This window comes from Dactylosporangium salmoneum (assembly GCF_039532525.1).
GTDB classification, from domain to species: domain Bacteria; phylum Actinomycetota; class Actinomycetes; order Mycobacteriales; family Micromonosporaceae; genus Dactylosporangium; species Dactylosporangium salmoneum.
In genome coordinates this window covers 370100-394964 of sequence record NZ_BAAARV010000005.1, presented here as the reverse complement: position 1 = coordinate 394964, position 24865 = coordinate 370100, and the positions used below count along the sequence as shown (strand labels likewise).

Below are 24865 nucleotides of genomic sequence, written 5' to 3'. Positions count from 1 at the left end.
CGCCGTCGCCTACATCAGAGCTTGCGCTCCACCTCGCCACCTACCGCGCCCGCCCCGACGTCAACGCCGTGATCCATCTGCACCCGCAGACGGTCCTGCTGCTCGACGCGATCGGGGAGCCTGTCCAGTTGGCGACCACCGACCACGCCTTCTACCTGCGGCGCGTGGCGACCATCCCGTTCGTCCCGCCGGGCCGCCCCGAGGTGGGCACCCTGGCCGCCGAGGCCTGCACCGACGGCACCAACTGCGTGATCCTGTCGCGGCACGGCTGCTCCGTCGTGGCCGACTCCATCGACCTGGCCCACAAGCGGGCGCTCTATCTCGAGGAGGCGGCGCGGCTGACGTACCGCGCCCTGGCCCTCGGCCGCCCGTTGGCGCCGCTGCCCACCGACTGGTTGACCCCTGGCGCCACCGCCTGAAAAATCTTCGGCCTACACTCGTCCTCCGTTGAACCGCAGGTCAAAGGGGTGTGGACGGTGGATGTACCGAACCGGGGCCGGTCGCTGCGCATCCCCATCGCGATCGGCGCGGTCGTGGTGCTGGGTGCCGCGGGCGTCGTGACGGTGCGCGCGGTGTCCGGCGGCGGCTCCTGCTCCGGCGGCGTGCGGCTCACGGTGGCGGCCGCTCCGGAGATCGCCCCCGCCGTGCGCGATGCCGCCGCGAGGTTCACCGCGAAGGGCCCGGAGGTGCGGGGGAACTGCATCCGGGTGGAGGTCCGCGCCGCCGAGTCCGCCGACGTGGCCGCCCTGCTGGCGGCGCGCAACGGTGGGACGGTCATCCCGGGCGCCTCGGCCGGCCCGTCGCCCGCCGACGCGGACGTGCCGACGGTGTGGATCCCGGACTCGACCGCGTGGCTGACCAGGGTGCGGGCCGTGAACCGCGAGGCCTTCGAGGCCCAGGTCACCTCGGTTGCCGCCAGCCCGGTCGTGCTGGCCGCGACCGAGAAGGTGGCCGCGGGCCTGGGTGGGCACGCGATCGGCGCCGAGCAGGTGAACACGCTGCTGTCGAAGGTCGCGGCCCGGCAGTTGCAGGTGGGCGCGGTCGACCCGCGGCGGAGCACGGCGGGCCTGGCGGGCGCGGGATTGCTGTACGACAGCATCGCCGCCGACCCGAAGCGCCTGGTCGACATGGTGCGCGTGTACCGCTCGATCGCCTTGTCCGAGAACCCGCCCGCCTTGCTGAGGGCTGCTGCGACGGGCGCGCAGGCTGTGTTGACGAGCGAGCAGCAGGTTCTGTCCTTGTCGTCACCCACCGCAACTTCACGCAAGTCTGATTTTTCATCTGATCCGGCGATCGATGGTGATTTGTCCGGATTGGTGACGATGCCGCTCGATCCGTCGATGACCTTGGACTACCCGTACGCCGTGGTGAGCGGCAAGCCGGCCTCGAACCTGGCCGCGGCCGAACTGCTGCGCAGTGCCCTAACGGCGGCCCGCGATCCCTTCACCCGCCTCGGTTTCCGCGGCCCCGACGGCTCCACCGGCGCCGCCTTCCCGACCGGCCACGGCGTGTCCCAGGCCGAGGCCCTGGTCAAGCCCCTGTCCGACGCCGAGAAGATAACCGAGGTGCTCGGCTACTGGAACGCCACCACCGCCCCGTCCCGGGTCCTCACGCTCATGGATGTCACCTCGTCGATGACCCGCCCGATCGCCAAGGGCGGCCCGTCGCGCCTCGACGTGCTGCGCAAAGCGGCGACCGACGGCCTGGGCCTGTTCACCGACGACAGCGAGCTCGGCCTGTGGGCGTACGCGGCCGGCCTCCCCGGCGGCAAGGACTACCAGCAGATCGTCCCGGTGTCCGCGCTGACGAAGGGCCAGCGCGCCCGGCTGACCAGCGCGGTCGCGGCGGCCAAGGCGGCGCCGACCGACACCTGCGGCCTGTACGAGACGGTCCTCGCCGCCTACCGGTCCCTCAAGGAGGGCTACAAGGACGGCCGCTCGAACACCGTCGTGGTCTTCACCGACGGCGCCAACTCCAAGCCCGGCATGAGCCTGGAGACCCTGCAGCTGGAGCTGGAGCGGGCCACCGACCCGACCCGACCGGTGCGCGTCGTGCTGCTCGGCATCGGGCCCGACGTCAACAAGCAGGAGCTCGACACCATCGCGGCGACCACGGGCGGACGGGCGTTCGTCGTGCAGGACCCGGAGCAGATCGGCAACATCTTCCTGCAGGCGCTTATCCGGTCGAGCTAGCCGGCCCCGGCCGGTCGCGGGGCTGCCGCCCCTGCCGAGGCCGTCCGGACTGAGTCTGCCCGGCTGTGCCTGTCGTGCCTACCTGCCGTCCTCGCCGCGCCAAACCCAGCCGCTCGTCCGCGCCGCGCCGAACTCAGTCTGTCGTCCGGGCCGCGCCGAGCTGTCCCGTCCAACCTGCGTCTACCCGATCCAGTCGCGCCTCCCCCGACGAAGCGACCGAGCGGCCGGAGTTTCCAGGCTCACCGCGATCGCGCGGGAGCTACCCGCGCGATCCGATCAGTCATCGCCGACCTTGCTGAGGCGGTTCCGGTTGGCGGCGGTCTATGCGAGCGATCGATCCAGTCCCATGCGCCGCGGTGCCGGTCCGTTCATCACCCACGGTACACCACCCAAAAAAACCGACTTCGCAGCGTAACTAGTCGCGCACTCGGTGGCTTCCCGGGCGGTCCGCCGGGGGCACGACCGGGAGGATGGCGGTCGGGGCGTTGGAGGGGTCGTCGTAGGAGGAGCCCGAGGACGGGGACGACGAGGTGTGGGCAACACCGCGGCGACGCTCGCGCCAGCCCCGGAAGATCTCGACGAAGATCGGCAGGGCGGAGATCAGGACGATGAGGAGGACCGCCGGCAGGAGGTAGGTGTCGATCTTCTCCGGCGGGATCAGCTCGCGGATCTTGCTGGCGAGGGCCCAGCCGGCGATGAGGATGCCGTCGGTCCACAGGACGCCGCCGACGATGTTCCAGATGAAGAACTGGCGGGCGGGCATGCCCACGACGCCGGCGACCGGGTTGAGGAAGGTGCGCACCACCGGGATGAAGCGGGCCAGCACGACCGCCTTCGCCGGGCCGAACTTCGTGAAGTAGTGCTCGGCCTTCTCGACATACGCCCGTTTGAAGATCCGTGAGTTGGGGCGGTCGAACATGCGGCGGCCGTAGCGGGCGCCCAGGTAGTGGCCGAGCTGGGCGCCCGCGATCGCGCAGATCGGGGCGCCGATCAGCAGCAACGGCAGGCTCATCTTGGTGCCGAGCAGGTCGCTGGCGGCGGCCGACGACGCGACGCCGGCGAGGAAGAGCAGCGAGTCGCCCGGGAAGAAGAAGCCGACGAGCAGGCCGGTTTCGACGAACATGATCAACCAGACGCCGAACACGCCGAACGTGCTCAGCAGCCCCTTCGCGTCGAGCGGATTGACTGCTAGCAGATCGCCCACGGCGCGCGTCGTTTCTCCCACGGGTCCCCAGGGTACGTGAGCCCGATTACAACCGCGGATCCACCGGCTCGGATTCGCAGGCCAGCACGGCGAACACGAGTTGGTGGACGCGCCAGGGCTGGGTTCCGGTGGCCAGCAGGTCCAGCGCCGCCAGGCCCAGGGCCTGTTCGCGCAGGGCGAGGCCGCGCTTGCGACCCAGGGCGCGGTTGCGCAGGGCGGCCAGGCGGTCCGGTTCGGTGTAGTCGGGGCCGTAGATGATCCGCAGGTACTCCCTTCCGCGGCACTTCAGCGCCGGCTGGACGCGCGGGCCGGCGTCGGCGGCCGGCTTGACCACCATGCCCTCGCCGCCGGCCTCGGTCAGGTCCAGCCAGAAGCGGGTCGCTGCGGCCGGGTCGGCGGGGTCGGTCACGAGGCGCCGGGTGGTGGCGAACAGCTCCGGGTCGGCCTCGACCAGGCGGTCCACCAGCGCCAGGTGCCACTCGTGCGGGCGCCGGGCGTGGTTGGCGCCCGCGGCCGCGAGCACGTGGAACGGGGCCAGCCGCAGGCCGGACAGGCCGTCGGTGGGCCAGCAGTAGCGGCGGTACACGTCGGCGAACTTCCCGATCGCGGTCTCGCGCACGGCCAGGCGACCGGCGAGGTCTCCGGTGTCGACGCCGCGGGCGGCCGCGGCGGTCAGGGCGGCGCGGGCGGCGGGCAGCACGGCACCGGCCGAGGCGGCCACGCTCGCGTACTGGTCGCGGATGAGCGGCTCGGCCTTGGCCGACCAGGGCAGCACCTCGGCGTCGAGCAGCAGCCAGTCGGAGCCGAGCTCGTCCCACAGGCCGGCCGCGTCGATCGCGGCCACGACCCGCGACACCAGCGGGGCGGCGTCGGGGAAGAACGGTCGGCCGGTGCGGGTCCAGATCGCGCCGCTGCCGTCGCGGCGCACGTTGAGCACCGCGCGGGAGCCCATGTGCTTCTCCTGGCAGACGACCAGCGGGACGCCGGCCCGGGCGTAGTCGGCCAGCGCCTCGACCGGGTGTTCGAGGTACCCCTCCTGCACCGACGTCGACGCGGGCGCCATCGTCGGCGGCAGCCACACCAGCCAGGACGGGTCGACCGCGAACCGGCTCATGACCTCCAGCGCCGCCGCGGCGTTCTCGGCGGCGACGGTGACCCGCCCGGCCGGCGTCTCCAGGGAGCGCCGCCCGATGACGTCCGCGAGGTCGAAGGAGTCGGGCGGGGCGGTCGGCGAGGCCGGCGCCAGCGGCCGGACCGGGGCGTAGTACTCGCGCGCGGCCGGGACCGAGACGAGCTCCCGCGACGGGTAGCGCAGGGCGGTCAGCGAGCCGCCGAAGACGCAACCGGTGTCGACGCAGATGGTGTTGTTGACCCACTCGGGCTCCGGGGTGGGCGTGTGGCCGTAGACGACCATGGCCCGGCCGCGGTACTCCTGGGCCCACGGGTAGCGGACCGGCAGCCCGTACTCGTCGGTCTCGCCGGTAGTGTCGCCGTAGAGCGCGAAGGAGCGCACCCGCCCGGAGGCCCGGCCGTGGTACGCCTCCTTGAGCCCGGCGTGCGCCACCACCAGCCGCCCTCCGTCGAGCACGTAGTGGCTGATCAGGCCGTCCAGGAAGGGCACGACGTCGAGGTCGGGCACCGAGGCGAGCTGCTCCAGCGTCGCGTCCAGCCCGTGCGAGACCGTGACCCGGGCGCCGCGCAGCGCCCGCAGCAGCTTGGCCTCGTGGTTGCCGGAGACGCACAGCGCCGTGCCGGCGGCGACCATGCCCATGACCAGGCGCAGCACGCCGGGCGCGTCCGGGCCGCGGTCGACGAGGTCGCCCACGAAGACGGCGGTCCGCCCCGAGGGATGCGTCGCCCCGACGGGCCGCCCGAGCGAGTCCCGCGACAGCACATAACCAAGCCGATCCAGCAGTACCTCCAATTCGGCCCGGCAGCCGTGCACGTCCCCGATGATGTCGAAGGGCCCCGTGAGCTCCCGCCGGTTGTTGAACAGCGGCTCCAGCTCGACGGTCGCCGCCGCGATCTCCTCCGGCCCGTGCAGCACGTGGACCTGCCGGAAGCCCTCCCGGGCGAGGCCGCGCAGCGAGCGCCGCAGGTCGCGGTGCTGCCGTGTCACGACCGGGCGGCCGAAGTCGCGGTCCGGGCGGGCCTGGGTGCGGGCCCAGCACTCGTTCTCGGGCACGTCCAGCACGATGGCCACGGGCAGCACGTCGTGCTCGCGGGCCAGCGCCACCAGTCCCTGCCTGGCGTGGGACTGCACGTTGGTGGCGTCCACGACGGTGAGGCGCCCGGCCCGCAGCCGCTTGCCGGCCACGTAGTGCAGGGCGTCGAAGGCGTCGCCGGAGGCCGACTGGTCGTTCTCGTCGTCGGCGACCAGGGCCCGGAAGGCGTCGGAGGAGAGCACCTGCGTGGGCGCGAAGTGCCGCCGGGCGAAGGTCGACTTGCCCGACCCGGTCACACCGACCAGGGCGACGAGGCACAGCTCGGGGATCTTCACTTCGAGAACACCGCCATCTGGGTGGGAGAGCCGGCGGCCGGGTCCGAGGGGCCGATGCCGGAGCGGGTGACCTTGTAGCCGTAGCGGGCCGCGACCGCGTCGCACCAGGCGCCGAACTGCGCGCGGTCCCACTCGAAGCGGTGGTCCGCGTGGCGGAGGCGGCCGGGGGCCAGGCCCGGGTAGAGCGCGTTGTACTCGACGTTGGGCGTGGTCACGACCACGGTCGCCGGGGCGGCGTGGCCGAAGACGCTCGCCTCCAGCGCCGGCAGCCGCGGCGGGTCGACGTGCTCGATGACCTCCATGAGCACCGCGGCGTCGAAGCCCTGCAGCCGGTCGTCGCGGTAGGTCAGGGCCGACTGCAGCAGCCGGATGCGGGCCCGCTGCCGCTCGGGCAGCCGGTCGAGGTGCAGGCGGCGGGCGGCCTGGGCCAGGGCGCCGGAGCTCACGTCGGCGCCGACGATCTCGGTGTACCGCGGGTCGCGCACCAGCTCCCCGAGCAGCGCACCGGGCCCGCAGCCCAGGTCGAGCACCCGGGCGGCGCCGGAGTCGGCCAGCGCCAGCACCACCGCCGCCCGCCGCAGCTGATGCAGCGACTCGGGCCGAGGCTCCGGCGGAGGAGAAACCGTCGAAGTCTCCGAATCGGACAGGCGGTCGAGCGCGGCCGAGGTCAGCGCCGCGCGGTGGGCCAGGTACCGCTTGGCGATGAGCGCCTTGCCCGGGTGGCCGGCGAGCCAGCCGGTGCCGGCCCGCAGCAGCTTGTCGACCTCGTCGGGGGAGACCCAGTAGTGCTTGGCGTCGTCGAGGACGGGCAGCAGGACGTACACCTGGTTGAGCGCGTCGGCGAGACGCATGGTGCCGGTGAGGCGCAGGTCGACGTACCGGCTCGGGCCCCACTCGGGATGCTCGGCGTCCAGCGGGATCGGGGTCGCCTCCACCGCCCAGCCCAGCGGCGCGAAGAGCTCCTCGGCGCCGCCCCGCCCGCGCAGCGCCGGGATGCGCAGCTCCAGCGGGATCGGGGTGGCGGCCAGCTCCGGGCGGTCGCGGGAGTCGCCGCGCATGGCGGTGCGCAGCACCTTGCCCAGGGCCACGGCGAGCAGGCTGGACGCGGCGTAGGGCCGGTCGTTGACGTGCTGGTGCAGCGTGAACGTCTCGTCCGCCGAGCGGCCCCGCAGCCGGGCGGCGTCGACCTCGACCAGCAGTGCGGCCGTGCAGCGCTCCTCGGTCGCCTCGGGGTAGAACATGTGCGCGCGGCCGTAGGTCAGCTCGAAGCTCTGCATCCGGTCGGGATGCTTGACCAGCAGATAGCCGAGGTCGGTGGCCGGGCGGCGGGTCGTGGACACGGTCAGCAGCACGGCGCCAGCATGCGGGGCGGAAAATGGCTCTGCCGAGGCGTTTTCCACGCGCTAGCCTCGAGGTATGGCGGTGGTGTCGACCGCACACTGGCACCGGCTCGATGATGGCCGGGTGCAGTGTGACGTGTGCCCACGCAACTGTCGGCTGCACGAGGGGCAGCGGGGCTTCTGCTTCGTCCGGCAGCGCGAGCACGACGAGATCGTGCTGACCACCTACGGCCGCTCGTCCGGCTTCTGCATCGACCCGATCGAGAAGAAGCCGCTCAACCACTTCCTGCCGGGCTCGCCGGTGCTGTCCTTCGGCACGGCGGGCTGCAACCTCGGCTGCCGCTTCTGCCAGAACTGGGACATCTCCAAGAGCCGGGAGATCGACACGCTGGGCTCGGCGGCCGGCCCGGAGGAGCTCGCCGCCGCGGCCGAGCGCCTGGGCTGCCGCTCGATCGCGTTCACCTACAACGATCCGGTGATCTTCATGGAGTACGCCATGGACGTCGCCGACGCCTGCCGGGCCCGCGGGATCAAGGCGGTCGCCGTCTCGGCCGGCTACATGAACCCCGCGCCGCGCGAGGAGTTCTACCGGCACATCGACGCGGCCAACATCGACCTCAAGGCCTTCAGCGAGCACTTCTACGAGAAGATCACGTTCGCGCGGTTGGCCTCGGTGCTGGAGACCCTGGAGTACCTCCGCGGCACCGACGTCTGGTTCGAGGTCACCACGCTGCTGATCCCGGACCGCAACGACGGCGACGACGAGTTGCGCCGGCAGTGTGACTGGCTTCTGGAGCACCTCGGCCCGGACGTGCCGCTGCACTTCTCCGCGTTCCACCCCGACTTCAAGATGCGCGACGTGCCACCCACCCCGCCGGAGACGCTGCGCCGCGCCCGGCGGATCGCGCTCGATGCCGGGCTGCGCTTCGTGTACACCGGCAACGTCCACGACCCGCAGGGCCAGACGACCCGCTGTCCGGGCTGCGGCGCCGCGGCGGTCGAGCGCGACTGGTACGAGATGGTGTCCTACCGGCTGACCGACGACGGGCACTGCGCCGCCTGCGGATATGCGATGCCCGGCGTTTACGAGGGCCCGGTCGGGTCGTGGGGCCGACGGCGGCTGCCGGTGAGCGTGGCGTGAGGCCGCCCGCGGTGGCCGGGAGCTTCTACCCGGGCGACCCGGCGCAGCTGCGCGCCGCCGTCGACGGCCTGCTGGCGGCCGTGCCGGTGGAGCCCGACGACGCGTTCGCGTACGTGGTGCCGCACGCCGGCTACCGCTGGTCCGGGCCGACGGCCGCGCACGTCTACGCCCGGCTGGCCGGCCGCGAGTTCGACCGGGTGGTGCTGATCGGCCCGTCCCACCGGGTGCCGCTGCGCGGGGCCGCCGTGCCGGCCGAGCGCGTCTGGTCGACCCCGCTGGGCGATGTGGAGATCGACGTCGACGGCGCGCGCGACCTGGTGGCGGGCGGCCTGGCCGCCGCCGACGACGGGCCGCACGCGCCCGAGCACTCGCTCGAGGTGCAACTGCCGTTCCTGCAGGTCCTGGGGTTCGGCCGGGTGCTGCCCGTGTGTGTCGGGCCGGCGCAGCCCGAGGCGGTGGCCGCGCTGCTGTCCGTCGTCGCCGTGCCGGGCTCGCTGGTGCTGTGCAGCACCGACCTGTCGCACTACCTGCCCCGGGCCGACGCCGAGCGCGTCGACAAGGACACCACCGCCGCCATCGTACGGCTGGAGCCCGATCGCATCGGCGAGCGCGACGCCTGCGGGCGCCATGCGCTGCGCGGCCTGCTGGCCTGGGCGCGCGACCTGGGGCCGCAGGTGCGGCTGCTGCACACCGCGACGTCCGCCGATGAGGGCGGCCCCGCCGACCGGGTGGTCGGCTACGCGGCCGCTTCTTTCACGCGTAGCGCTCCGTAGTCGTTAGCACGACACCGACGTTACGACCGTCTATTCCGTTGCGCCCGTTTCGGTTAAAAGACCCTGGCCGAAAAGACGACCGCCGGGGAGGCGTCCCCACACCGTCTAGCGGGTTGGAGGCGCCGGCGGACGGCGCCGGAACTGGAGACGGGGCATGTCTGCGACGACGACCGCCGGAGCGGCGACCGGCGCCGGTTGGGTGCCGATGACGAGCGAGCAGCGCGAGCAGTTCGACACGGACGGTTACCTTGTGCTCAAGGGCGTGCTGAGCCCGGACGAGGTGCGCCACTACGCGTCGGTGCTCGACGTCGCGCACGCCACCCACCCGCGCGCCGCGGACGGCTCGCTCCACCTGCTCAGCGCGGTCACCAGCTGCCCGGAGCTGGCGGACCTGATCGACCACCCGGCCACGCTGCCGATGGTCTGGTCGACGCTCGGCTGGAACGTGCACATCTACCACTCGCACCTCGACGTCCACCCGACGATCCGCGCCCCGAAGCCCGACTGGTGGCACTGGCACCAGGACGGCGGCCGGCAGAACCGGGAGATCGAGACCGACCCGCGGCCGCGGCTGTCGGTGAAGCTCGCGTACTGGCTCTCGGACGTGTCGGAGGAGGGCCGGGGCAACCTGACCCTGATCCCGGGCAGCCACAAGACCAACTGGCTGCCCGGCCCGCCGAAGCGCGACGTGCCGTGGCCGGCCCCGGCCGGCGCCACGCAGGTCAAGGTCGACGCCGGCGACGTGGTCTTCTTCGACCGCCGCATCTGGCACGCCCGCTCGTTCAACTACTCGGAGGTCACCCGGCGCTGCGTGTTCCTGGGGTACACGTACCGCTGGATCCAGATCCGCGACGCGGTGGCCGGCCTGCCGTCGAAGCCGTGGTGGCCGAAGCTCAACCAGGTGCAGCAGCAGCTCCTCGGCGGCGTCGGGGTCGGCGACGGCGACCACCACTGGGGCCACTACCCGGAGTCGACGCCGCTCTACGTCGCGTTGCGCGAGCGCGGCCTGCTCGACCCGAGCTTCCCTCCGTTGATTCCTTAGAGGCATGATCGGCGTAGCCGACGCAATGTTCGGCGGGTCCCACTTCGTCTATGGGGCGGGACCCGGCGAACAGCCTGCGGGCCCGGCGGAGGGGTTCGGTTTGACGTTCGAGGAGTTCGTCGAGGCGCGGCTGCAGGCGCTGCTGCGCTATGCCGTGATGCTCACCGGCGATCCGCACACCGCGCAGGACCTCGTCCAGGAGACGATGATCCGGGCCCAGCTGCAGTGGCGCCGGATCGCCGCCGCCGACCTGCCCGAGCGCTACGTCAAGCGCATGATCACCAACGCCTACGTCGACCTGCGCCGCGGCTCGTGGCTGCGCCGGGTCGCCCTGCGCGGGGTCGACCTCGAGGCGGCCGTCGAGCCCCGCGCGGGGGGCGGCTACGTCAACGACCACGCCGACAGCGTGGTCGAGCGCGACCAGATGTGGCTGTGGCTGGGGCGGCTGCCCCGCCAGCAGCGCGCCGCCCTGGTGCTGCGCTACTACGAGGGCCTCACCGACGGCGAGATCGCCGAGGTGTTCGACCGCCCGGTGGGCACCGTGCGCTCCTGGATCTCCCGGGCGCTGGCCACCCTGCGGACCCAGGTCGCCCCGGCCCTGACCGGCGGCGGTGACGCGGCGTGATGGACCAGCTGCTGCGCGACACTTTCGCGCGCCATGAGGAGCTCGTCCCGGTCGCCCACCCGGGGCTGCGGGCCGCCATCTTCTCCGGCGCCCGGCGCCGCCGCGCCCGCCGCCGCTGGGCCTGGACCGGCCTGCTCAGCACCCTTGCGGTGGCCGTCGCGCTGCTCACCGGGCCCGTCTTCGCGCTGCCCAGGCACACCTCGCCCGACGTTGCCGCCCCGAAGCACCCGATCCACCTGCTGCTCGTCGGCATCGACCGGACCGGCCGCGACCTGCCCGCCCAGGTGCGGGCCGACGCCATCGTCCTGCTGCACATCGACCCTGCCCGGCGGGCCGCCTACGCCGTCGTCGTGCCGCACGACCTGCTGCTCGACCTGCCCGGCCTCGGCCGCCAGCGGGCCGAGGGCGCCTACCTCGTCGGCGGCTACCAACTCGCGGCCGACGCGATGACCCGGCTGACCGGCGTGCCGCTGGACGGCGGCGCGGTCGTCGACGTGGCCGCGATGGAGAAGATCACCGCGGCGGCCGGCGGCGTCGACCTGTGCGTCGACCGGCAAGTGCAGTCGCGCCACCTCGCCGACGACGGGGAGAATCCGCCCGGCTACGAGCGCCCGGCCATGGTGTACCAGCCGGGGTGCCGGCACTTCGACGCCCCCGAGGCGGTCGACTACCTGCGCGAGTCGGTCGGAAGCGGGAACGACCGGGCCCTGCACGACTACCTGGTGGCGCTGGCCAAGGCCGCGGCCCAGCCGTCGCGGCTGCCCGCCGTGCTCGCCGCGGCCGGCTCCGGCCTGGAGCTGCACCTCGGGACCGGCTCGCTGGCCGGGGTGGCCGGGATGATGCGCGGCGTCGACCCGGCCACGGTGGCCGGGGTGCGGCTGCCGACCGTGGCCACCGCGGAGGGCGAGCAGCCGGGGCGCCTGCCGGTGCCCGGGGGCGACGGGCTCTACGACGCCCTGCGCTCCGGTGCGGTCGGGCCCTGGCTCGCCGCCCACCCGGCATACGGGTCCTAGTACTCGTCGTTGAGGTCGACCTCGCGGTCCTGCTCGATGGCGTCGTACTCGTTGGCCTCCCACGGCCGCGCGTGAAGGGCCTGCGGCCGGTCCAGCGGGTTGGCCGGTTGGGCCTGCTCGGCGGCGTCCTCGGGCGGGGCCTCGGGGTCGCGGACGTCGGGGTCGAGTCGGTCGTCGACGGTCAGCAGGTCCTCGTCTGGCTGGGTCATCGCCGGTGGCTCCCTTGTCGCTCTCGCTGTCGTGGTCGCTCGTGCGGGCCGCCCTCAACCGTACGACTGTTCCGCGCGGTTCGCCCCCGGGGCGGGTAATTCCCCCGGCTCGTCCTCCTGCCCGCGAGGAATCGTCCGCGCTTGCCGGAGAAACGCCCGCGCCGGTCACCCGGCGTCGAGCGACACTCGCGGCTGCGAGATAATCCGTGGCAGGACAGCGCGGTCCGCGTGGAGCCGTGCTGTCGGCTCCAAAACCGCACGATCCAAACAGTCAAGGAGCGCCGTCATGCCCATCGCCTCGTCCGATGTCTACGCCGAGATGCTCGACCGCGCCAAGTCCGGCGCGTTCGCCTACCCGGCGATCAACGTCTCGTCGTCTCAGACGCTCAACGCGGCGATCCGTGGTTTCGCCGAGGCTGAGAGCGACGGCATCATCCAGGTCTCGACCGGTGGCGCGGAGTACGTCTCCGGCCCGACCGTGAAGGACATGATCACCGGCTCGGTCGCGCTGGCCGCGTTCGCCCACGAGGTGGCGAAGAAGTACTCGGTCAACATCGCGCTGCACACCGACCACTGCCCGAAGGACAAGCTGGACAAGTTCGTCCGTCCGCTGCTGGCGATCTCGACCGAGCGTGTGGCCAAGGGCGAGGAGCCGCTCTTCCAGTCGCACATGTGGGACGGCTCGGCCGTGCCGCTGGGCGAGAACCTCGACATCGCCGAGGAGCTGCTGGCCCAGACGGCCGCGGCCAAGGTGGTCCTCGAGATCGAGGTCGGCGTCGTGGGCGGCGAGGAGGACGGCGTCGTCGGCGCGATCGACGAGAAGCTGTACACCACCGTCGAGGACGGCCTGGCCATGGTCGAGAAGCTCGGCCTCGGCGAGAAGGGCCGCTACATGGCCGCCCTGACCTTCGGCAACGTCCACGGCGTGTACAAGCCGGGCAACGTCAAGCTCCGCCCGGAGATCCTCAAGACGATCCAGGACGCGGTCGGCGCCAAGTTCGGCAAGGAGAAGCCGCTGTCGCTGGTCTTCCACGGCGGCTCCGGCTCGCTGCTGTCCGAGATCCGCGAGGCGCTGGACTACGGCGTGGTGAAGATGAACATCGACACCGACACGCAGTACGCGTTCACCCGCCCGGTCGCCGCCCACATGTTCAGCAACTACGACGGCGTGCTGAAGGTCGACGGCGAGGTCGGCAACAAGAAGGCCTACGACCCGCGCGCCTGGGGCAAGGCGGGCGAGGCCGGCCTGGCCGCCCGCGTCGTCGAGGCCTGCGAGCACCTGCGCTCGACCGGCACCACGCTCAGCAAGTAACCACCCCGCGCACAACGAAACGGCCCGGCTGCTCAGCCGGGCCGTTTTGGTCTGTTCGGGGTGCCTGAAGGCGCTACTCGCTCAGGAACTGAAAGTAGCTGCCCGGGGTGACCGGGCTCGTCACCGGGCTGCCCTGCACCGTGTTGTCGACGACGGTGACCGGGCAGGAGCCGGAGAAGTTGCCGACGCCGAGGCCGTTGGCGTCGTTGGTGACGTCCGGCGTGGTCACGGTGAGGTTGGTGCCGGCGCTGTTGACCGCGGTGACCGCGCCGGCAGTGCCGCAGAAGTTGACCGCCCAGGTGCCCGACTGACCGTAGTCGGCCAGCGTCTTGGAGAAGCCCGTCCCGGTGATGACGGTGCTGGTCGACGCCTTGGTCTTGCCCGAGGTTACGCTCAGCGACGTGACGGTCGGCGAGGCCACGATGCTGGCGCCGGTGTCGGTGCTGGTGAACGCCTTGCTCACCCCGCCCTGCGTGATCGTCAGGCTCGCGTCGGCGGTCGACATGCCGGTCGCGGTCTTGAACGTGAGGTAGTTGCCGGCGGCCGGCGCGCTGCTGGTCGAGGCCGGGATCACCGCGTTGGTGGTGCCGTCGTAGACCTTGACCTCGGTGCCGGCCTTGCCGCCGAAGGAGACGGCGAGGCCGGCCGAGGATCGCGGGTCGAACGCGAAGGCCGAGCCCGCCGTCACCCGCACGATCTGGCCGCCGTTGGAGACGAACCGCGTGATCGGCGGGGTCAGCAGCGCGCTGTTCTCCGTGAACACCGGGTCGGCGCTGGCGATCGCCGGCGCGTTGATGAAGAACAGGCCGCTGGCCTTGCTCAGTGTGTTGCCGCCGGCGAAGAGGATGTCGATCCCGTCGCCGCCGGTGGCCGTGGTGGCCGCGCAGCCGCCGGTGGGCGTCTTCACCGCGATGGTGGTCGCGCTGGTGACGATGTACGTCGGGATGTTCTGGCAGTTCGCGTCGGTGCCGAGGTTCACGCCGGTCACGAGCGCCTCGGACAGCGTCTGCCCGCTGACGGTGAGCAGGATGACCTGCTTCGCGGTGGCCGCCGCGAGCTTGCCGGTGGTCGGTGAGGTGATCGTGATGGTGCCGGTCAGCGTGGCGCCGTAGGCCACGTGCGGCACGCCCGCGACGATCGCGGCCGTGGCGGCCGTCGCGCTGAAGCTCAGCGCGACGGCTCGCTTCCGCCAGAATCGGTGGAGCTGCATCTGGGTCGGGTCCTCTCTGGTGCGGTGCGGCGGTGGAACCGCAGTCGCAAGCTTTGACGACCCAAAGTAACAGTCGAGTTACTCTACGTATTGCTCAATCGCCCTCAGTTATCCGGCCAGAATCTCGGCGGCCTCGGCGACGTCGTCGGTGAGGTGGATGAGGGAGCGCAGGTCGCCCCCCGGGGAGCCGGCCAGCAGCGGCTCGAGCAGCGTGCGGACGGGCAGGCGCTCGGTCCAGTGCTTGACGTCGAGGAAGACGAACGGGCCGCTGGCGCCGTCGGTGGCGTAGAAGGTCTTGGTCGCGGCCTGGAAGACCTCCTGGACCGTGCCGGCCATGCCCGGGGCGAAGACGATGCCGCCGCGGGACAGCCGCAGGATCGTGTCCTCGCGGATGGCGTTGGAGAAGTACTTCGCGATCTTGGCCGCGAACAGGTTGGCCGGCTCGTGGCCGTAGAGCCACGTCGGGATGGCCAGGCCGCCGTGCCTGGCCCAGGCGACCGGGTCGACGGCGGCCTGGTCGGCGGGCTCGGCGGAGTCCGGGGTGGGCGGGACCGGGCGGGCGAAGCTCTGCCGTACCTCCAGCGCCACCGCCGTGTAGGGATCGTGGTCGTGGAAGTCGGGCGCGCCGGCGAGGGTGTCGATCGCCGCGCGCACGGTGTCGAGGGAGTGCTCGGCCAGGAACGCGCCGAGGTTGGCCGCCTCCATCACGCCGGGGCCGCCGCCGGTCACCACGAGCCGGTCGGCCCGGGCCAGGTGCCAGGCCAGCTCGGCGGCGTTGCGGTACTCGGCCGCGCCGCGCGGTGCGGCGTGCCCGCCCATGATGCCGATCGCGGCGGCCGCCCCGCGCGCGCCGATCCAGCCGGCGGTCACGTTGGCCAGCGCGTTGTCGATGCCGGAGTCGTGCATCCGTTGGGCGACGGCTTCGCGGATCTCCGGGGTGGCGCCCCCGGTGGCGCGGAAGTGGCGGTAGACGAGGGTGTCGAACATGCCCTCGAAGCCGCCGGAGGCGAAGCCGGCCGCGAGGTCCTCCGGGTTGTACAGCTGGGAGGGGTGCGTCGGGTAGGGGATCCCGGCGAACTCGGGCACCACGACCGCGCGCCGCAGGAGCAGGTCGACGACGTGGTCGAGGATGGCGAAGTGGCAGCCGATGAACAGCGTGTCGGCGACGTCCACTGTGGACAGGTCGACGGCGCTCAGGTCGAGCCCCTGCACGGTCTTGCCGGCGAGGGTGCCCTGGCTCAGGTGGAAGCGCAGCTCCTCGGGCGACTCGATCTCTTCGGGCGAGTGGTCGTGGAGGGCTACTACGTCTGGTGGTGGCGGCGTTGGCACGGGCTAATACTTGCAAACCCCCACAAAGGGCAATGGCCCGATCCGGAGATCGAGCCATTGCGAACCGGGTCCTGGGGAGGCTCCGGACTTTCATTTGTAGTACGGCCCGTGGGAGCGCACACCATCCGCGCGCGGGACGCGGGCTCAACCGTTCAGTCAGGTCTTCTCTGGTGTAATTGCCGCATGCAGAACCTGCTGCCGGGCCCCGAGCCCACGCTGCTGCCCGCCGACCCGCCCGCCGCCGACCAGCTGGCCAACGCCGACACCGAGGGGGCGGTCAAGGCCGTCGCCGCGGCGTACCCGTCCTACAGCGCCGCCTGGGCCCGCCTCGCCGAGCTGGCCCTGGCCGCCGGCGAGCCGGTAACCGCGTACGCCTACGCCCGCACCGGCTACCACCGCGGCCTCGACCAGCTGCGCCGCAGCGGCTGGCGCGGCGCCGGGCCGGTCCCGTGGGCGCACGAGCCCAACCAGGGCTTCCTGCGGGCGCTGCACGCGCTCGGCACGGCCGCCGGCGCGATCGGCGAGACCGAGGAGGCCGAGCGCTGCGCCACCTTCCTCAACGACAGTGACCCGGCCGCCACCGCCGCTCTTGGCTAGAGTCCTTCCGACACGGCCGCCGCGACCTTGAGCCAGGCGTCGCGGCTGGCCGCGGACAGGCCCGGGTACTGGATCGGCTCCCCCGAGTCGATGAACCGCTCGTAGGGCACGATCAGCACGGTCCGGGTGCGGGCCGCGAAGTGCCGGGTGATCGCCGGGACGTCGACGTGGCGGCGGCTCGGCGGCATCGACACGACGGTCACCGCCTGGCGCACGAGCCGCTGCCGGCCGTGCTGCTCCAGGTGGTCGAGCATCCGCGAGGCGGTCTCGGCAGAGTCGTTGCGGGCCGACATCGTGACCACGAGCTGGTCGGTCGCGTCGATCGCGGCCTGCCAGTTCTCGGCCCGCACGTTGTTGCCGGTGTCGACCACGATGAGCTTGTAGAAGCGGCTCACCACGTCGCGGATCTCGCCGAACGCGTCGGCGGTCAGCATCTCGCCGGCCGTGGCCGACTCGTCGGAGGCGAGCACGTCGAACATGCCCTCGCCCTGCGCCCGCACGTACTGCGACAGGTCCCCGATGCGCCCCTGCGCGCCCTGGAAGTTCTGCAGGTCGTGCAGCAGGTCGCGCACGGTCCGGGTGTGGAAGTCCTGCTGGGCGCGCATGCCGAGGGTGCCCTGGGTCTCGTTGTTGTCCCAGGCCAGCACGTACCCGCCGCGCTTCTGCCCGAAGGTCATCGCGAGCAGCAGCACGGCCACGGTCTTGCCGGCGCCGCCCTTGGGGTTGACGACGGTCACCTGGCGCAGGCCGCCGAAGTTCCGGCGGACCATCTCGACTTCCTGGCGGTACTCCATCTCCCGCCGCCCCGGCGACAGCGCGACGAGCCCCATCGTCCCCTTGGACAGCGCGCCGCGCACGCCCCGCGAGGCGATCGGGTCGGCCGGCTTGGCCTGCCGCCGCCGCGCGAACTCCTCCGCCGTCGGCGTGCTGCCGTCGTGCCAGTTGTCCTGGGGCATGGGCGGCAGCGGCGGCACCACGGTCGCCGGCCCGTTCGCGCCGGCCGGCCCCGGGAACGGCGGCTGGCCCGGCGGCGGCTGATATCCGGGCGGCGGTGCCTGATACCCCGGCGGCGGTCCCGCGAAGGGCGGCTGCCCGCCCGGTGGCATCGCAGGCTGAGGCGGACCGTAGGGCATCCCGCCCGGAGGCGGGGGCGGCAGGCCCGGCATCCCGGCCGGAGGCTGCTGCGCCGGTACGCCAGGAGCCCCGAACGGCGGCCCACCGGCCGGACCGCCCGGAAGCGGCGCGGCGGGCGGCGCCTGCGGCGGAAGTTGCCCGGTCGGCGGCCCGAACGGCATCACCGGCGGCCGCGTCCCACCGTCTTCGGGCGGCCCGGGCGGCGCCGACACGGGCGGCCCGGAAACGGGCGGTCCGGAGACCGGCCCGGGCGTGGGCGGCGGCCCGAACACGGGCGCGGGCGGAGGCCCGGCGTCGGGCCCGGGAGGCATGGGAGGTCCGGGCGCGGGAGACGGCGGCGGCCCGAAGATCGGCGCGGGCGGCGGCCCGGCATTCGGCCCGGGTCCGGGAGGTCCGGGCACCGGCCCGGGAGCGGGTGGCGCCCCGAAGATGGGCGCGGCCGGCGGCCCGGCGTCGGGTCCGGGAGGCATGGGAGGTCCGGGCGCGGGAGACGGCGGCGGCCCGAAGATCGGCGCGGGCGGCGGCCCGGCGTTCGGCCCGGGTCCGGGAGGTCCGGGCACCGGCCCGGGAGCGGGTGGCGCCCCGAAGATGGGCCCAGGAACGGGTCCCGGATCAGCCGGAGGCCCGGGCGGTCCGGACACGACGGCCGGCGGCCCGGAAACGGGCCCGGCGAAAGGGTTCGGCGGCCCGGAGACGGGCCCGGGTGCCGAGGCGAACGGGTTGGGCGGCCCGGGTGGTCCGGAGACCGGCGCGCGCTGTCCGGGCACCTCCTGCGGCGCCCCGAACGGCCCGCCGACCGGAATCCCACCGGCGACCGGAATGCCGCCGCCCCCGGAGATCGGGATCGCGTTCGACCCCGGCGCCGCGGCATCGCCCGCGCCCGAGCCGTGCGACACCGGCCGCCCGTGCTGCAGCCCCTCCTCGGGGGGATCCTCGCGCACCGGCCAGGCCAGCGGATCCACGCTCCCGGGCGGCTGCGACCACGGCGACCCGGCATGCTCGCCGCCCGCGCCGGGCCGCTCCCGCCGTCCGTCGATGTTCTCGTCCGGCGGCCAGACCATGTCGTTCACGTCTCGCATCCCTCCCCGCGGTGCCCTACCACGGTATGCGACGAGGTCGCGCCCCGACATACGTGCGAACGTCGGGCCTTATGGCACGTATACGGCCCAGGCGGCGCGTTCCATCCACCAGGACCGCTTGCGGCTGAGGGTGCCCTCGACCCCGTCGTCGATGAACGGGACGTCGGCGCGAGGGGCGATCGCCACCGCCCGGCCGTGGGCCCGGCGCACCTGGATCTCCATCCGGGGGCGGCGGAAGAGGCTCCGGGACGCGACCGGCACGGCCACCGCCACGTCGAGCACGCCGTCGTCCATCACCGGGGCGGTGACCAGCGGCAGGCCGTCGACCGTGGCGTACCGGGCGGCGTTGGCCACCACCGACACGAGCACCGGCTCGGTCCCGTCGGCGAGCACCGCGTCGTCGACCTCGATCCGGGCCAGGTAGGTGCCGGCCGTCCCGCTCGCGTCGGTCCCGCCCAGCAGGGCGCCGTCGAGCGTGACCGAGCCGCCGTCGTTGCGCAGCAGGTCGAGCCGGCGCGCCTTGCCGCCCAGGACCGCGGCGGCCACCTCGGCGGGGTCGCGCGGCAGGCCGAGCCGGGTGGCCAGGTCGGTCGCGTCCGGGCCGAGTGGCAGGATGCCGATCGGCGGCAGGTCGGGGATGGTGCGATCGGCGGGGAGTCCCTCCGGCCGTTTGCTGGGCGCCGGGGCGTACATCCGCACCAGCCGGCGCATCACGGCCCTCAGCTGGCCGTCGGCGGCCGAGGCGACGACGAGCCGGGCCTCCGGCAGCCCCCGCAGGGCCGCGTCGATCTCCTTGTCGTCGTGCGCGACGACCGTGCTCACCTCGGCATCCGCCGCACGCAACGCGTCGCGGCAGGCGAGAATGGGGGTACGGGTGCCGCAAGCGCCGTTGTCGCAGCCGCACTGCGACTCTTCGCCGAGCGCCAGCAGCACGATGTCGACCACCGTTGTCAGCCTGCCTTTCCGAAGGTTGTTAGCCTGGCATCCGGGCGAACGCGGGTCGCCCACCTTGGAGGGCGAGCAGACATGCCAGCGATCGTGCTCATCGGCGCACAGTGGGGCGACGAGGGCAAGGGCAAGGTTACCGACATGATTGGCGGTAGCGTCGACTACGTCGTGCGCTACTCGGGCGGCAATAACGCGGGTCACACCGTGGTGACGCCCGACGGGCAGAAGTTCGCCCTGCACCTCATGCCGTCGGGCGCGTTGTGGCCCAACGCGGCAATCGTGATCGGCAACGGGGTGGTGATCGACCCCAAGGTGTTGCTGACCGAGATCGACGGGCTGGCCGAGCGCGGCGTCGACGTGTCCCGCCTGATGATCTCGGGTGACGCACATCTCATCATGCCGCACCACCGGGCCCTGGACCGGGTGGTGGAGCGCTACCTCGGCTCGTCGCGCATCGGCACCACCGGCCGCGGCATCGGGCCGGCCTACGGCGACAAGGTCTCCCGGATGGGCATCCGGGTGCAGGACCTGCTCGACCCGGGCATCCTGCGCAAGAAGCTCGAGATCGTGCTGCGCGAGCGCAACCAGGTGCTGTTCAAGGTGTACAACCGCAAGGAGATCGACGTCGACGCGGTGGTGGAGGAGTACCTCACCTACGCGGAGCGAATGCGGCCGTACATCACCGACACCCGCCAGGTGCTGTGGCGGGGCCTGGAGGAGGGCCGCACGGTCCTGCTCGAGGGCGCCCAGGCCACGATGCTCGACATGGACCACGGGACGTACCCCTTCGTGACGTCCTCCAACCCGACCGTGGGCGGCGCCTGCGTCGGCTCGGGCATCCCGCCGACCGCGATCACCCAGGTCATCGGCGTGACCAAGGCCTACACCACGCGCGTGGGCTCCGGCCCGTTCCCGACCGAGCTCTTCGACGACAACGGCGTGCACCTGCGCAAGGTCGGCCGGGAGTACGGCACGACCACCGGCCGCGAGCGGCGCACCGGCTGGTACGACGCGGTCGTGGCCAGGTACTCCACCCGCCTCAACGGCATCACCGACCTGGTGGTGACCAAGCTCGACGTGCTCTCCGGCCTGGAGAAGGTGCCGATCTGCGTGGCCTACGAGGTCGACGGCAAGCGCACCGACGACATGCCGATGACGCAGACCGAGTTCCACCACGCCACTCCGGTCTACGAGGAGCTGCCGGGCTGGTGGGAGGACATCTCCAAGGCCCGCACCTTCGAGGACCTGCCGGCCAACGCGCGCCGCTACATCGAGCGGATCGAGGAGCTCGCCGGCACCCGCGTGTCGATCGTGGGGGTGGGTCCGGGCCGGGACGAAAACGTGGTTCGGCACCCTCTCATCTAGGCTTGCGCGGTGCGCGTACTTCTCATCGGAACCGGCGCCCGCGAGCACGCGATCGCCGCCGCCCTGGCCGCCGACCCGGCCGTGACCGCCCTGCTCTGCGCGCCCGGTAACCCGGGCATGGCCGGGCTGGGCGAGCTCGCGCCGGTCGACCCGCTCGACCCCGGCGCCGTCGCGGCGCTGGCCGTCGAGTGGTCCGCCGACCTGGTGGTCGTGGGACCCGAGGCCCCGCTGGTGGCCGGGGTGGCCGACGCGGTGCGCGCGAAGGGCATCGCCTGCTTCGGCCCGTCGCAGGCGGCGGCCCAGCTGGAGGGCTCGAAGGCATTCGCCAAGGACGTCATGCGGGCCGCCGGGGTGCCGACCGCCCGGTCGTTCGTGTGCACCACGCCGGACGAGCTGGCTGCGGCGCTGGACGAGTTCGGGCCGCCGTACGTGGTCAAGGACGACGGGCTGGCCGCCGGCAAGGGCGTGGTGGTCACCGGCGACCTGGCCGCGGCGCTGGCCCACGGGGCGGCCTGCGGGCGGGTCGTGGTCGAGGAGTACCTGGCCGGCCCCGAGGTGTCGCTGTTCGTGGTGACCGACGGGACGGCCGCGGTACCCCTGCAGCCGGCCCAGGACTTCAAGCGCATCGGCGACGACGACGAGGGCCCCAACACCGGCGGCATGGGCGCCTACTCGCCGCTGCCCTGGGCCCCGCCGGACCTGGTCGAGCAGGTCATGGCGAGCGTGGTCCAGCCGACCCTGGCCGAGATGCGCAAGCGCGACGCGCCGTTCAGCGGTGTGCTGTACGTCGGCCTCGCCCTCACCACCGAGGGCCCGAAGGTCATCGAGTTCAACTGCCGCTTCGGCGACCCGGAGACCGAGGCCGTGCTGGCCCGGCTGGACACCCCGCTGGCCGGCCTGCTGCACGCCGCCGCGGTCGGCCGGCTGTCCGAGGACCCGCCGCTGGCCTGGCGCTCCGGCGCGGCCGTGTGCGTGGTCATGGCCAGCGCCGGCTACCCGGAGTCGGCCCGCAAGGACGACGTGATCACCGGCGCCGACGGCGTCCCCGGGGTGCTGCACGCCGGCACCGCCCGGCGCGAGGACGGCGCGCTGGTCACCGCGGGCGGGCGGGTCCTCGCCTGCACCGCGCTCGGCGACTCGCTGCCGGAGGCCCGCGAGGCCGCCTACGCGATCGTGCGCGGCATCGGGTTCGACGGGGCTCAGTACCGTACCGACATCGCCCTCAAGGCGGCCGAAGGAAAAATCTCGGTCCCGTAGGCAACCCCGCCCGGCGCGGCCTCCGTTTCCCCCACGTAGCCACAGGGAGGGGCACGGATGACGCCGGAGCAGAACTATCGCGAGTACGTCGCGGGCAACCTCGAACGCCTGCGCCGCATCGCGTTCCTGTTGTGCGGCGACTGGCACACGGCCGACGATCTCACGTCGACGGTGCTGGTCAAGCTGTTCCGGCACTGGCGGCGGGCGGCGCGCTTCGAGAACCTCGACGCGTACGTCCGCCGCATGCTGATGCGCGCCTGGCTCGACGAGCGCCGCCGTCCCTGGCGGCGGGAGACGGCCACCGCCGCGCTTCCCGAGGTGGCCGCCGGCCCGGGCGGCGACCCGGCCCGGCGCGTCGCCGTGCTCTCCCTGCTGGCCGCGCTGCCCCCGCGCCGCCGGGCCGTGCTGGTCCTGCGGTACTTCTGCGACCTCTCCGTCGAGGAGACGGCCGAGGCGCTGGGGTGCAGCGAGGGGACCGTGAAGAGCCAGGCGGCCCGGGCGCTCGAGTCGCTGCGGGCCCACGTCAGCGAGGGAGACGCGCTGTGGACCTGAGGGACGAGCTGTACGAGGCGAGCGCCGCCCCGCCGCCCACCACGATCGACGTCGACCGGCTCATCGCCGGCGAACACCGCCGCGCCCGCGGCCTGCGCCTGCTCGGCGGCGTGGCCGCGGTGGCGGTGCTGGCGGCCGGCGTCATGACGCTGCCGCGGTACTTCGGCGAGAGCCAGGCCCCGCCGCCGGTGGTCGGCGCCGCCAGCTCCTATGGCCCGCCCTCGCACGGGCCGCTGCCCTGCCCGACCCCGGTGGCCACCGGCGAGGTCGTGGTGGGCGGCGGGCAGCCGCGGCGCAAGGTGACCGAGGACTGCGGTGCGGCGATCGAGCGGCTCACCAACGCCGTCGACGCGCTGATCGCCCGCGAGCTGCCGGGCTTCACGGGCCACGACGCGGGCGTCGACAAGAGCGCGCCGCCGCGCTTCGTCCGCGACCCGCACCTGGTGACCGCCTACAACTACGCGGTCGACTTCGAGCCCGTGAACGGCCGCCGCTCCGTCCTCTCCGTGATCATCCAGGCCGGCGCGGACAGCCCGGAGGTGGCCGCGTCCGCGCTGCCCTGCCGCCCGGGCGCGAAGGACTGCAGCCAGCAGGTCATCGACGGCTCGATCGTGCAGGTCCACGGGGAGCCGATGCTGGACGCCCGCGGCTTCCAGATCAACGTCTACCGGCAGGACGGCACCCAGATCGTCGTCATCGGGCGGTGCCCGGATGCCGGGTACGACCCGCCGTACACCGCCGATCAGCTGGTCCGCATCGCGGCGGCGCCGGAGCTGACGCTCTACCCCTGAGAGACCGTGACCGCGGTGATGGCCCGGCCGCGCACCTCCGCGACGGTGAACCGCCAGTCCTGCACGGCGACCGTGTCGCCGGGGCCGGACGGTAGGCGGCCGAGCCGGGCCAGCACCAGGCCGGCCACGGTGGTGAAGGGCGCGTCGGCCGGTAGGTCGAGGCGGACCCGGACGTCCTCCAGGTCGTGCACGGGGAAGGTGCCCGGCAGCAGCACGCTGCCGTCGGCGTTCTGCTTGGCCGGCGGGCCGGTCATCGAGCCGAACACCTCCTCCACCAAGTCGGCCAGGGTGACGATGCCCTCGACGGCGCCGCGCTCGCCGACCACGAGGGCGAGCTCGTGCCGCTCGGCCTTGAACCGCTGCAGGGCGCCGGCCATCGGCAGCGACTCGGGCAGCAGCAGGGCCGGGCGCATGACCTCGCGGACGGTGGCGCCGCGGGCGGTCACCAGGTCGGCCCAGTGCACGATGCCGACGGCGGTGTCGAGGTCGCCGCCGTCGAGCACCGGCGCCCGGGCGTGGCCGGTCGCGGCGAGCGCGGCGGCCGCCTCCGCCACGGGCAGGGTCGCCGGAAGGGCGAAAACCCGTGGCCGCGGTACCAGGGCAGCCCGCACGGTCCGCTCGGCGATGTCGACGGCGCCGGAGATGATCTCGCGCTGCTGGAGGGTGAAGGCGGGCTGGGCGGCGACCAGGTCGCGCAGCTCGTTCGGGCCGATCTCGTCCTGCCGGCGGTGGGGGTCGGCCCCGGCCGCCCGCACGACGACGTTGCTGGCCACGGACAGCACCCAGTTGGCCGGGCGCAGCAGCGTGGAGAGCACGGCGATGGGTCGGGCGGCGACCGTCGCCCACCCCTCGGCCCGCTGCATGGCGATCCGCTTCGGGGCGAGCTCGCCGACGACCAGGGTCACGAAGGTGAGGGCGAGGGTGACGAGCACGATCGCCATCGGGGCGGCCGCACCGCCGAGGAAGCCCAGCAGCGGCTCGACCGGCTCGGCGAGGGAGACCGCGGCCGTGGCCGAGGCCAGGAACCCGGCGAGGGTGATGCCGATCTGGATGGTGGCGAGGTACCGGTTCGGGTCGCGGGCGAGCCGGGCCAGCGTGCGGCCGGTGCCGCCGGCGCGTTCGAGGCGGCGCAGCTGACCCTCGCGCAGCGAGATGAGCGCCATCTCGCTGCCGGCGAACGCCGCGTTGAGGAGGGTGAGGAACAGGACCAGCGCGAGTTCGAACCAGACGGTGTCCATCGGACGAACCACGC

22 protein-coding genes are annotated in these 24865 nt (G+C 73.2%); 13 read left to right on the top strand and 9 right to left on the bottom strand.

The window, feature by feature from the left end; translation table 11 throughout:
- Both ABD352_RS04630 and ABD352_RS04625 read left to right on the top strand, forming a co-directional pair.
- On the top strand, positions 1-419 hold a 419-nt coding region (locus tag ABD352_RS04630), incomplete at its 5' end, for a class II aldolase/adducin family protein (RefSeq protein WP_344610916.1).
- Between the two features lie 57 nt (positions 420-476).
- Positions 477-2192, top strand: coding sequence for a substrate-binding domain-containing protein (locus ABD352_RS04625; RefSeq protein ID WP_344610915.1), 1716 nt, complete (start codon positions 477-479; stop codon positions 2190-2192).
- A gap of 415 nt (positions 2193-2607) precedes the next feature.
- On the opposite strand, the gene ABD352_RS04620 is transcribed toward ABD352_RS04625, so the two are convergent.
- The 3 genes from ABD352_RS04620 to ABD352_RS04610 are packed head-to-tail and all read right to left on the bottom strand — an operon-like array spanning position 2608 to position 7248.
- A complete protein-coding gene (locus ABD352_RS04620) occupies positions 2608-3417 on the bottom strand; it encodes a DedA family protein (protein WP_344610914.1) in 810 nt (269 codons plus the stop codon).
- Between the two features lie 25 nt (positions 3418-3442).
- Positions 3443-5896, bottom strand: a complete 2454-nt coding sequence (locus tag ABD352_RS04615) for a polynucleotide kinase-phosphatase (RefSeq protein WP_344610913.1) — start codon at positions 5894-5896, stop codon at positions 3443-3445.
- Positions 5893-7248, bottom strand: coding sequence for a 3' terminal RNA ribose 2'-O-methyltransferase Hen1 (locus ABD352_RS04610; protein ID WP_344610912.1), 1356 nt, complete (start codon positions 7246-7248; stop codon positions 5893-5895). Before ABD352_RS04610 ends, ABD352_RS04615 begins: the two co-directional genes overlap by 4 nt.
- Before the next feature lie 64 nt (positions 7249-7312).
- Between ABD352_RS04610 and amrS the strand changes: the two genes are divergently transcribed.
- The 5 genes from amrS to ABD352_RS04585 all read left to right on the top strand — a co-directional run bounded on the left by amrS (position 7313) and on the right by ABD352_RS04585 (position 11830).
- The gene (gene amrS / locus ABD352_RS04605) at positions 7313-8377 is read left to right on the top strand and encodes an AmmeMemoRadiSam system radical SAM enzyme (protein WP_344610911.1); all 1065 of its coding nucleotides are present in this window, start codon (positions 7313-7315) and stop codon (positions 8375-8377) included.
- Positions 8374-9150 carry an AmmeMemoRadiSam system protein B gene (gene amrB, locus ABD352_RS04600; RefSeq protein WP_344610910.1) on the top strand — a complete coding sequence of 259 codons (777 nt, stop codon included), beginning with the start codon at positions 8374-8376 and terminating at the stop codon, positions 9148-9150. Before amrS ends, amrB begins: the two co-directional genes overlap by 4 nt.
- A 154-nt stretch (positions 9151-9304) precedes the next feature.
- Positions 9305-10192, top strand: coding sequence for a phytanoyl-CoA dioxygenase family protein (locus ABD352_RS04595; RefSeq protein WP_344610909.1), 888 nt, complete (start codon positions 9305-9307; stop codon positions 10190-10192).
- Positions 10193-10292: 100 nt separating this feature from the next.
- On the top strand, positions 10293-10817 hold the full coding sequence (locus tag ABD352_RS04590; protein ID WP_344610908.1) for a SigE family RNA polymerase sigma factor: 525 nt from the start codon (positions 10293-10295) through the stop codon (positions 10815-10817).
- Positions 10817-11830, top strand: coding sequence for an LCP family protein (locus tag ABD352_RS04585; RefSeq protein ID WP_344610976.1), 1014 nt, complete (start codon positions 10817-10819; stop codon positions 11828-11830). The genes ABD352_RS04590 and ABD352_RS04585 overlap by 1 nt, the downstream gene beginning before the upstream one ends.
- Here ABD352_RS04585 and ABD352_RS04580 read toward each other — a convergent pair.
- Positions 11827-12039 carry a hypothetical protein gene (locus tag ABD352_RS04580; RefSeq protein WP_344610907.1) on the bottom strand — a complete coding sequence of 71 codons (213 nt, stop codon included), beginning with the start codon at positions 12037-12039 and terminating at the stop codon, positions 11827-11829. The genes ABD352_RS04585 and ABD352_RS04580 overlap by 4 nt on opposite strands.
- 286 nt (positions 12040-12325) lie before the next feature.
- On the opposite strand from ABD352_RS04580, the gene fbaA reads away from it, so the two are divergent.
- Positions 12326-13351 (top strand): class II fructose-bisphosphate aldolase, encoded by a 1026-nt coding sequence (gene fbaA, locus ABD352_RS04575; protein ID WP_344610906.1) that lies wholly within the window; start codon positions 12326-12328, stop codon positions 13349-13351.
- A gap of 73 nt (positions 13352-13424) precedes the next feature.
- Here fbaA and ABD352_RS04570 read toward each other — a convergent pair whose 3' ends face one another.
- Together ABD352_RS04570 and ABD352_RS04565 are read right to left on the bottom strand one after the other, a co-directional pair.
- On the bottom strand, positions 13425-14561 hold the full coding sequence (locus tag ABD352_RS04570) for a hypothetical protein (RefSeq protein ID WP_344610905.1): 1137 nt from the start codon (positions 14559-14561) through the stop codon (positions 13425-13427).
- Between the two features lie 108 nt (positions 14562-14669).
- The gene (locus ABD352_RS04565; protein WP_344610904.1) at positions 14670-15890 is read right to left on the bottom strand and encodes an LOG family protein; all 1221 of its coding nucleotides are present in this window, start codon (positions 15888-15890) and stop codon (positions 14670-14672) included.
- 183 nt (positions 15891-16073) lie between these two features.
- On the opposite strand from ABD352_RS04565, the gene ABD352_RS04560 reads away from it, so the two are divergent.
- Positions 16074-16487, top strand: coding sequence for a DUF3151 domain-containing protein (locus ABD352_RS04560; protein WP_344610903.1), 414 nt, complete (start codon positions 16074-16076; stop codon positions 16485-16487).
- Here ABD352_RS04560 and ABD352_RS04555 read toward each other — a convergent pair.
- A complete protein-coding gene (locus tag ABD352_RS04555; protein ID WP_425553464.1) occupies positions 16484-18583 on the bottom strand; it encodes a MinD/ParA family ATP-binding protein in 2100 nt (699 codons plus the stop codon). The genes ABD352_RS04560 and ABD352_RS04555 overlap by 4 nt on opposite strands.
- Positions 18584-18769: 186 nt before the next feature.
- On the bottom strand, positions 18770-19645 hold the full coding sequence (locus ABD352_RS04550; protein WP_344610902.1) for a diacylglycerol/lipid kinase family protein: 876 nt from the start codon (positions 19643-19645) through the stop codon (positions 18770-18772).
- Between the two features lie 81 nt (positions 19646-19726).
- On the opposite strand from ABD352_RS04550, the gene ABD352_RS04545 reads away from it, so the two are divergent.
- Genes ABD352_RS04545 through ABD352_RS04530 form a run of 4 tightly spaced genes read left to right on the top strand, consistent with a single transcriptional unit; the run spans position 19727 to position 23613 of the window.
- The gene (locus ABD352_RS04545; protein WP_344610901.1) at positions 19727-21013 is read left to right on the top strand and encodes an adenylosuccinate synthase; all 1287 of its coding nucleotides are present in this window, start codon (positions 19727-19729) and stop codon (positions 21011-21013) included.
- 9 nt (positions 21014-21022) lie between these two features.
- Positions 21023-22270: a phosphoribosylamine--glycine ligase gene (purD, locus tag ABD352_RS04540; protein ID WP_344610900.1), complete on the top strand. Its 1248-nt coding sequence runs from the start codon at positions 21023-21025 to the stop codon at positions 22268-22270.
- A gap of 57 nt (positions 22271-22327) precedes the next feature.
- The gene (locus tag ABD352_RS04535) at positions 22328-22822 is read left to right on the top strand and encodes a SigE family RNA polymerase sigma factor (protein WP_344610899.1); all 495 of its coding nucleotides are present in this window, start codon (positions 22328-22330) and stop codon (positions 22820-22822) included.
- Positions 22813-23613, top strand: coding sequence for a hypothetical protein (locus ABD352_RS04530; protein WP_344610898.1), 801 nt, complete (start codon positions 22813-22815; stop codon positions 23611-23613). Before ABD352_RS04535 ends, ABD352_RS04530 begins: the two co-directional genes overlap by 10 nt.
- Here ABD352_RS04530 and ABD352_RS04525 read toward each other — a convergent pair.
- Positions 23604-24851, bottom strand: coding sequence for a hemolysin family protein (locus ABD352_RS04525; protein ID WP_344610897.1), 1248 nt, complete (start codon positions 24849-24851; stop codon positions 23604-23606). The two genes, ABD352_RS04530 and ABD352_RS04525, sit on opposite strands and share 10 nt — an antisense overlap.
- Positions 24852-24865 lie beyond the last annotated feature (14 nt).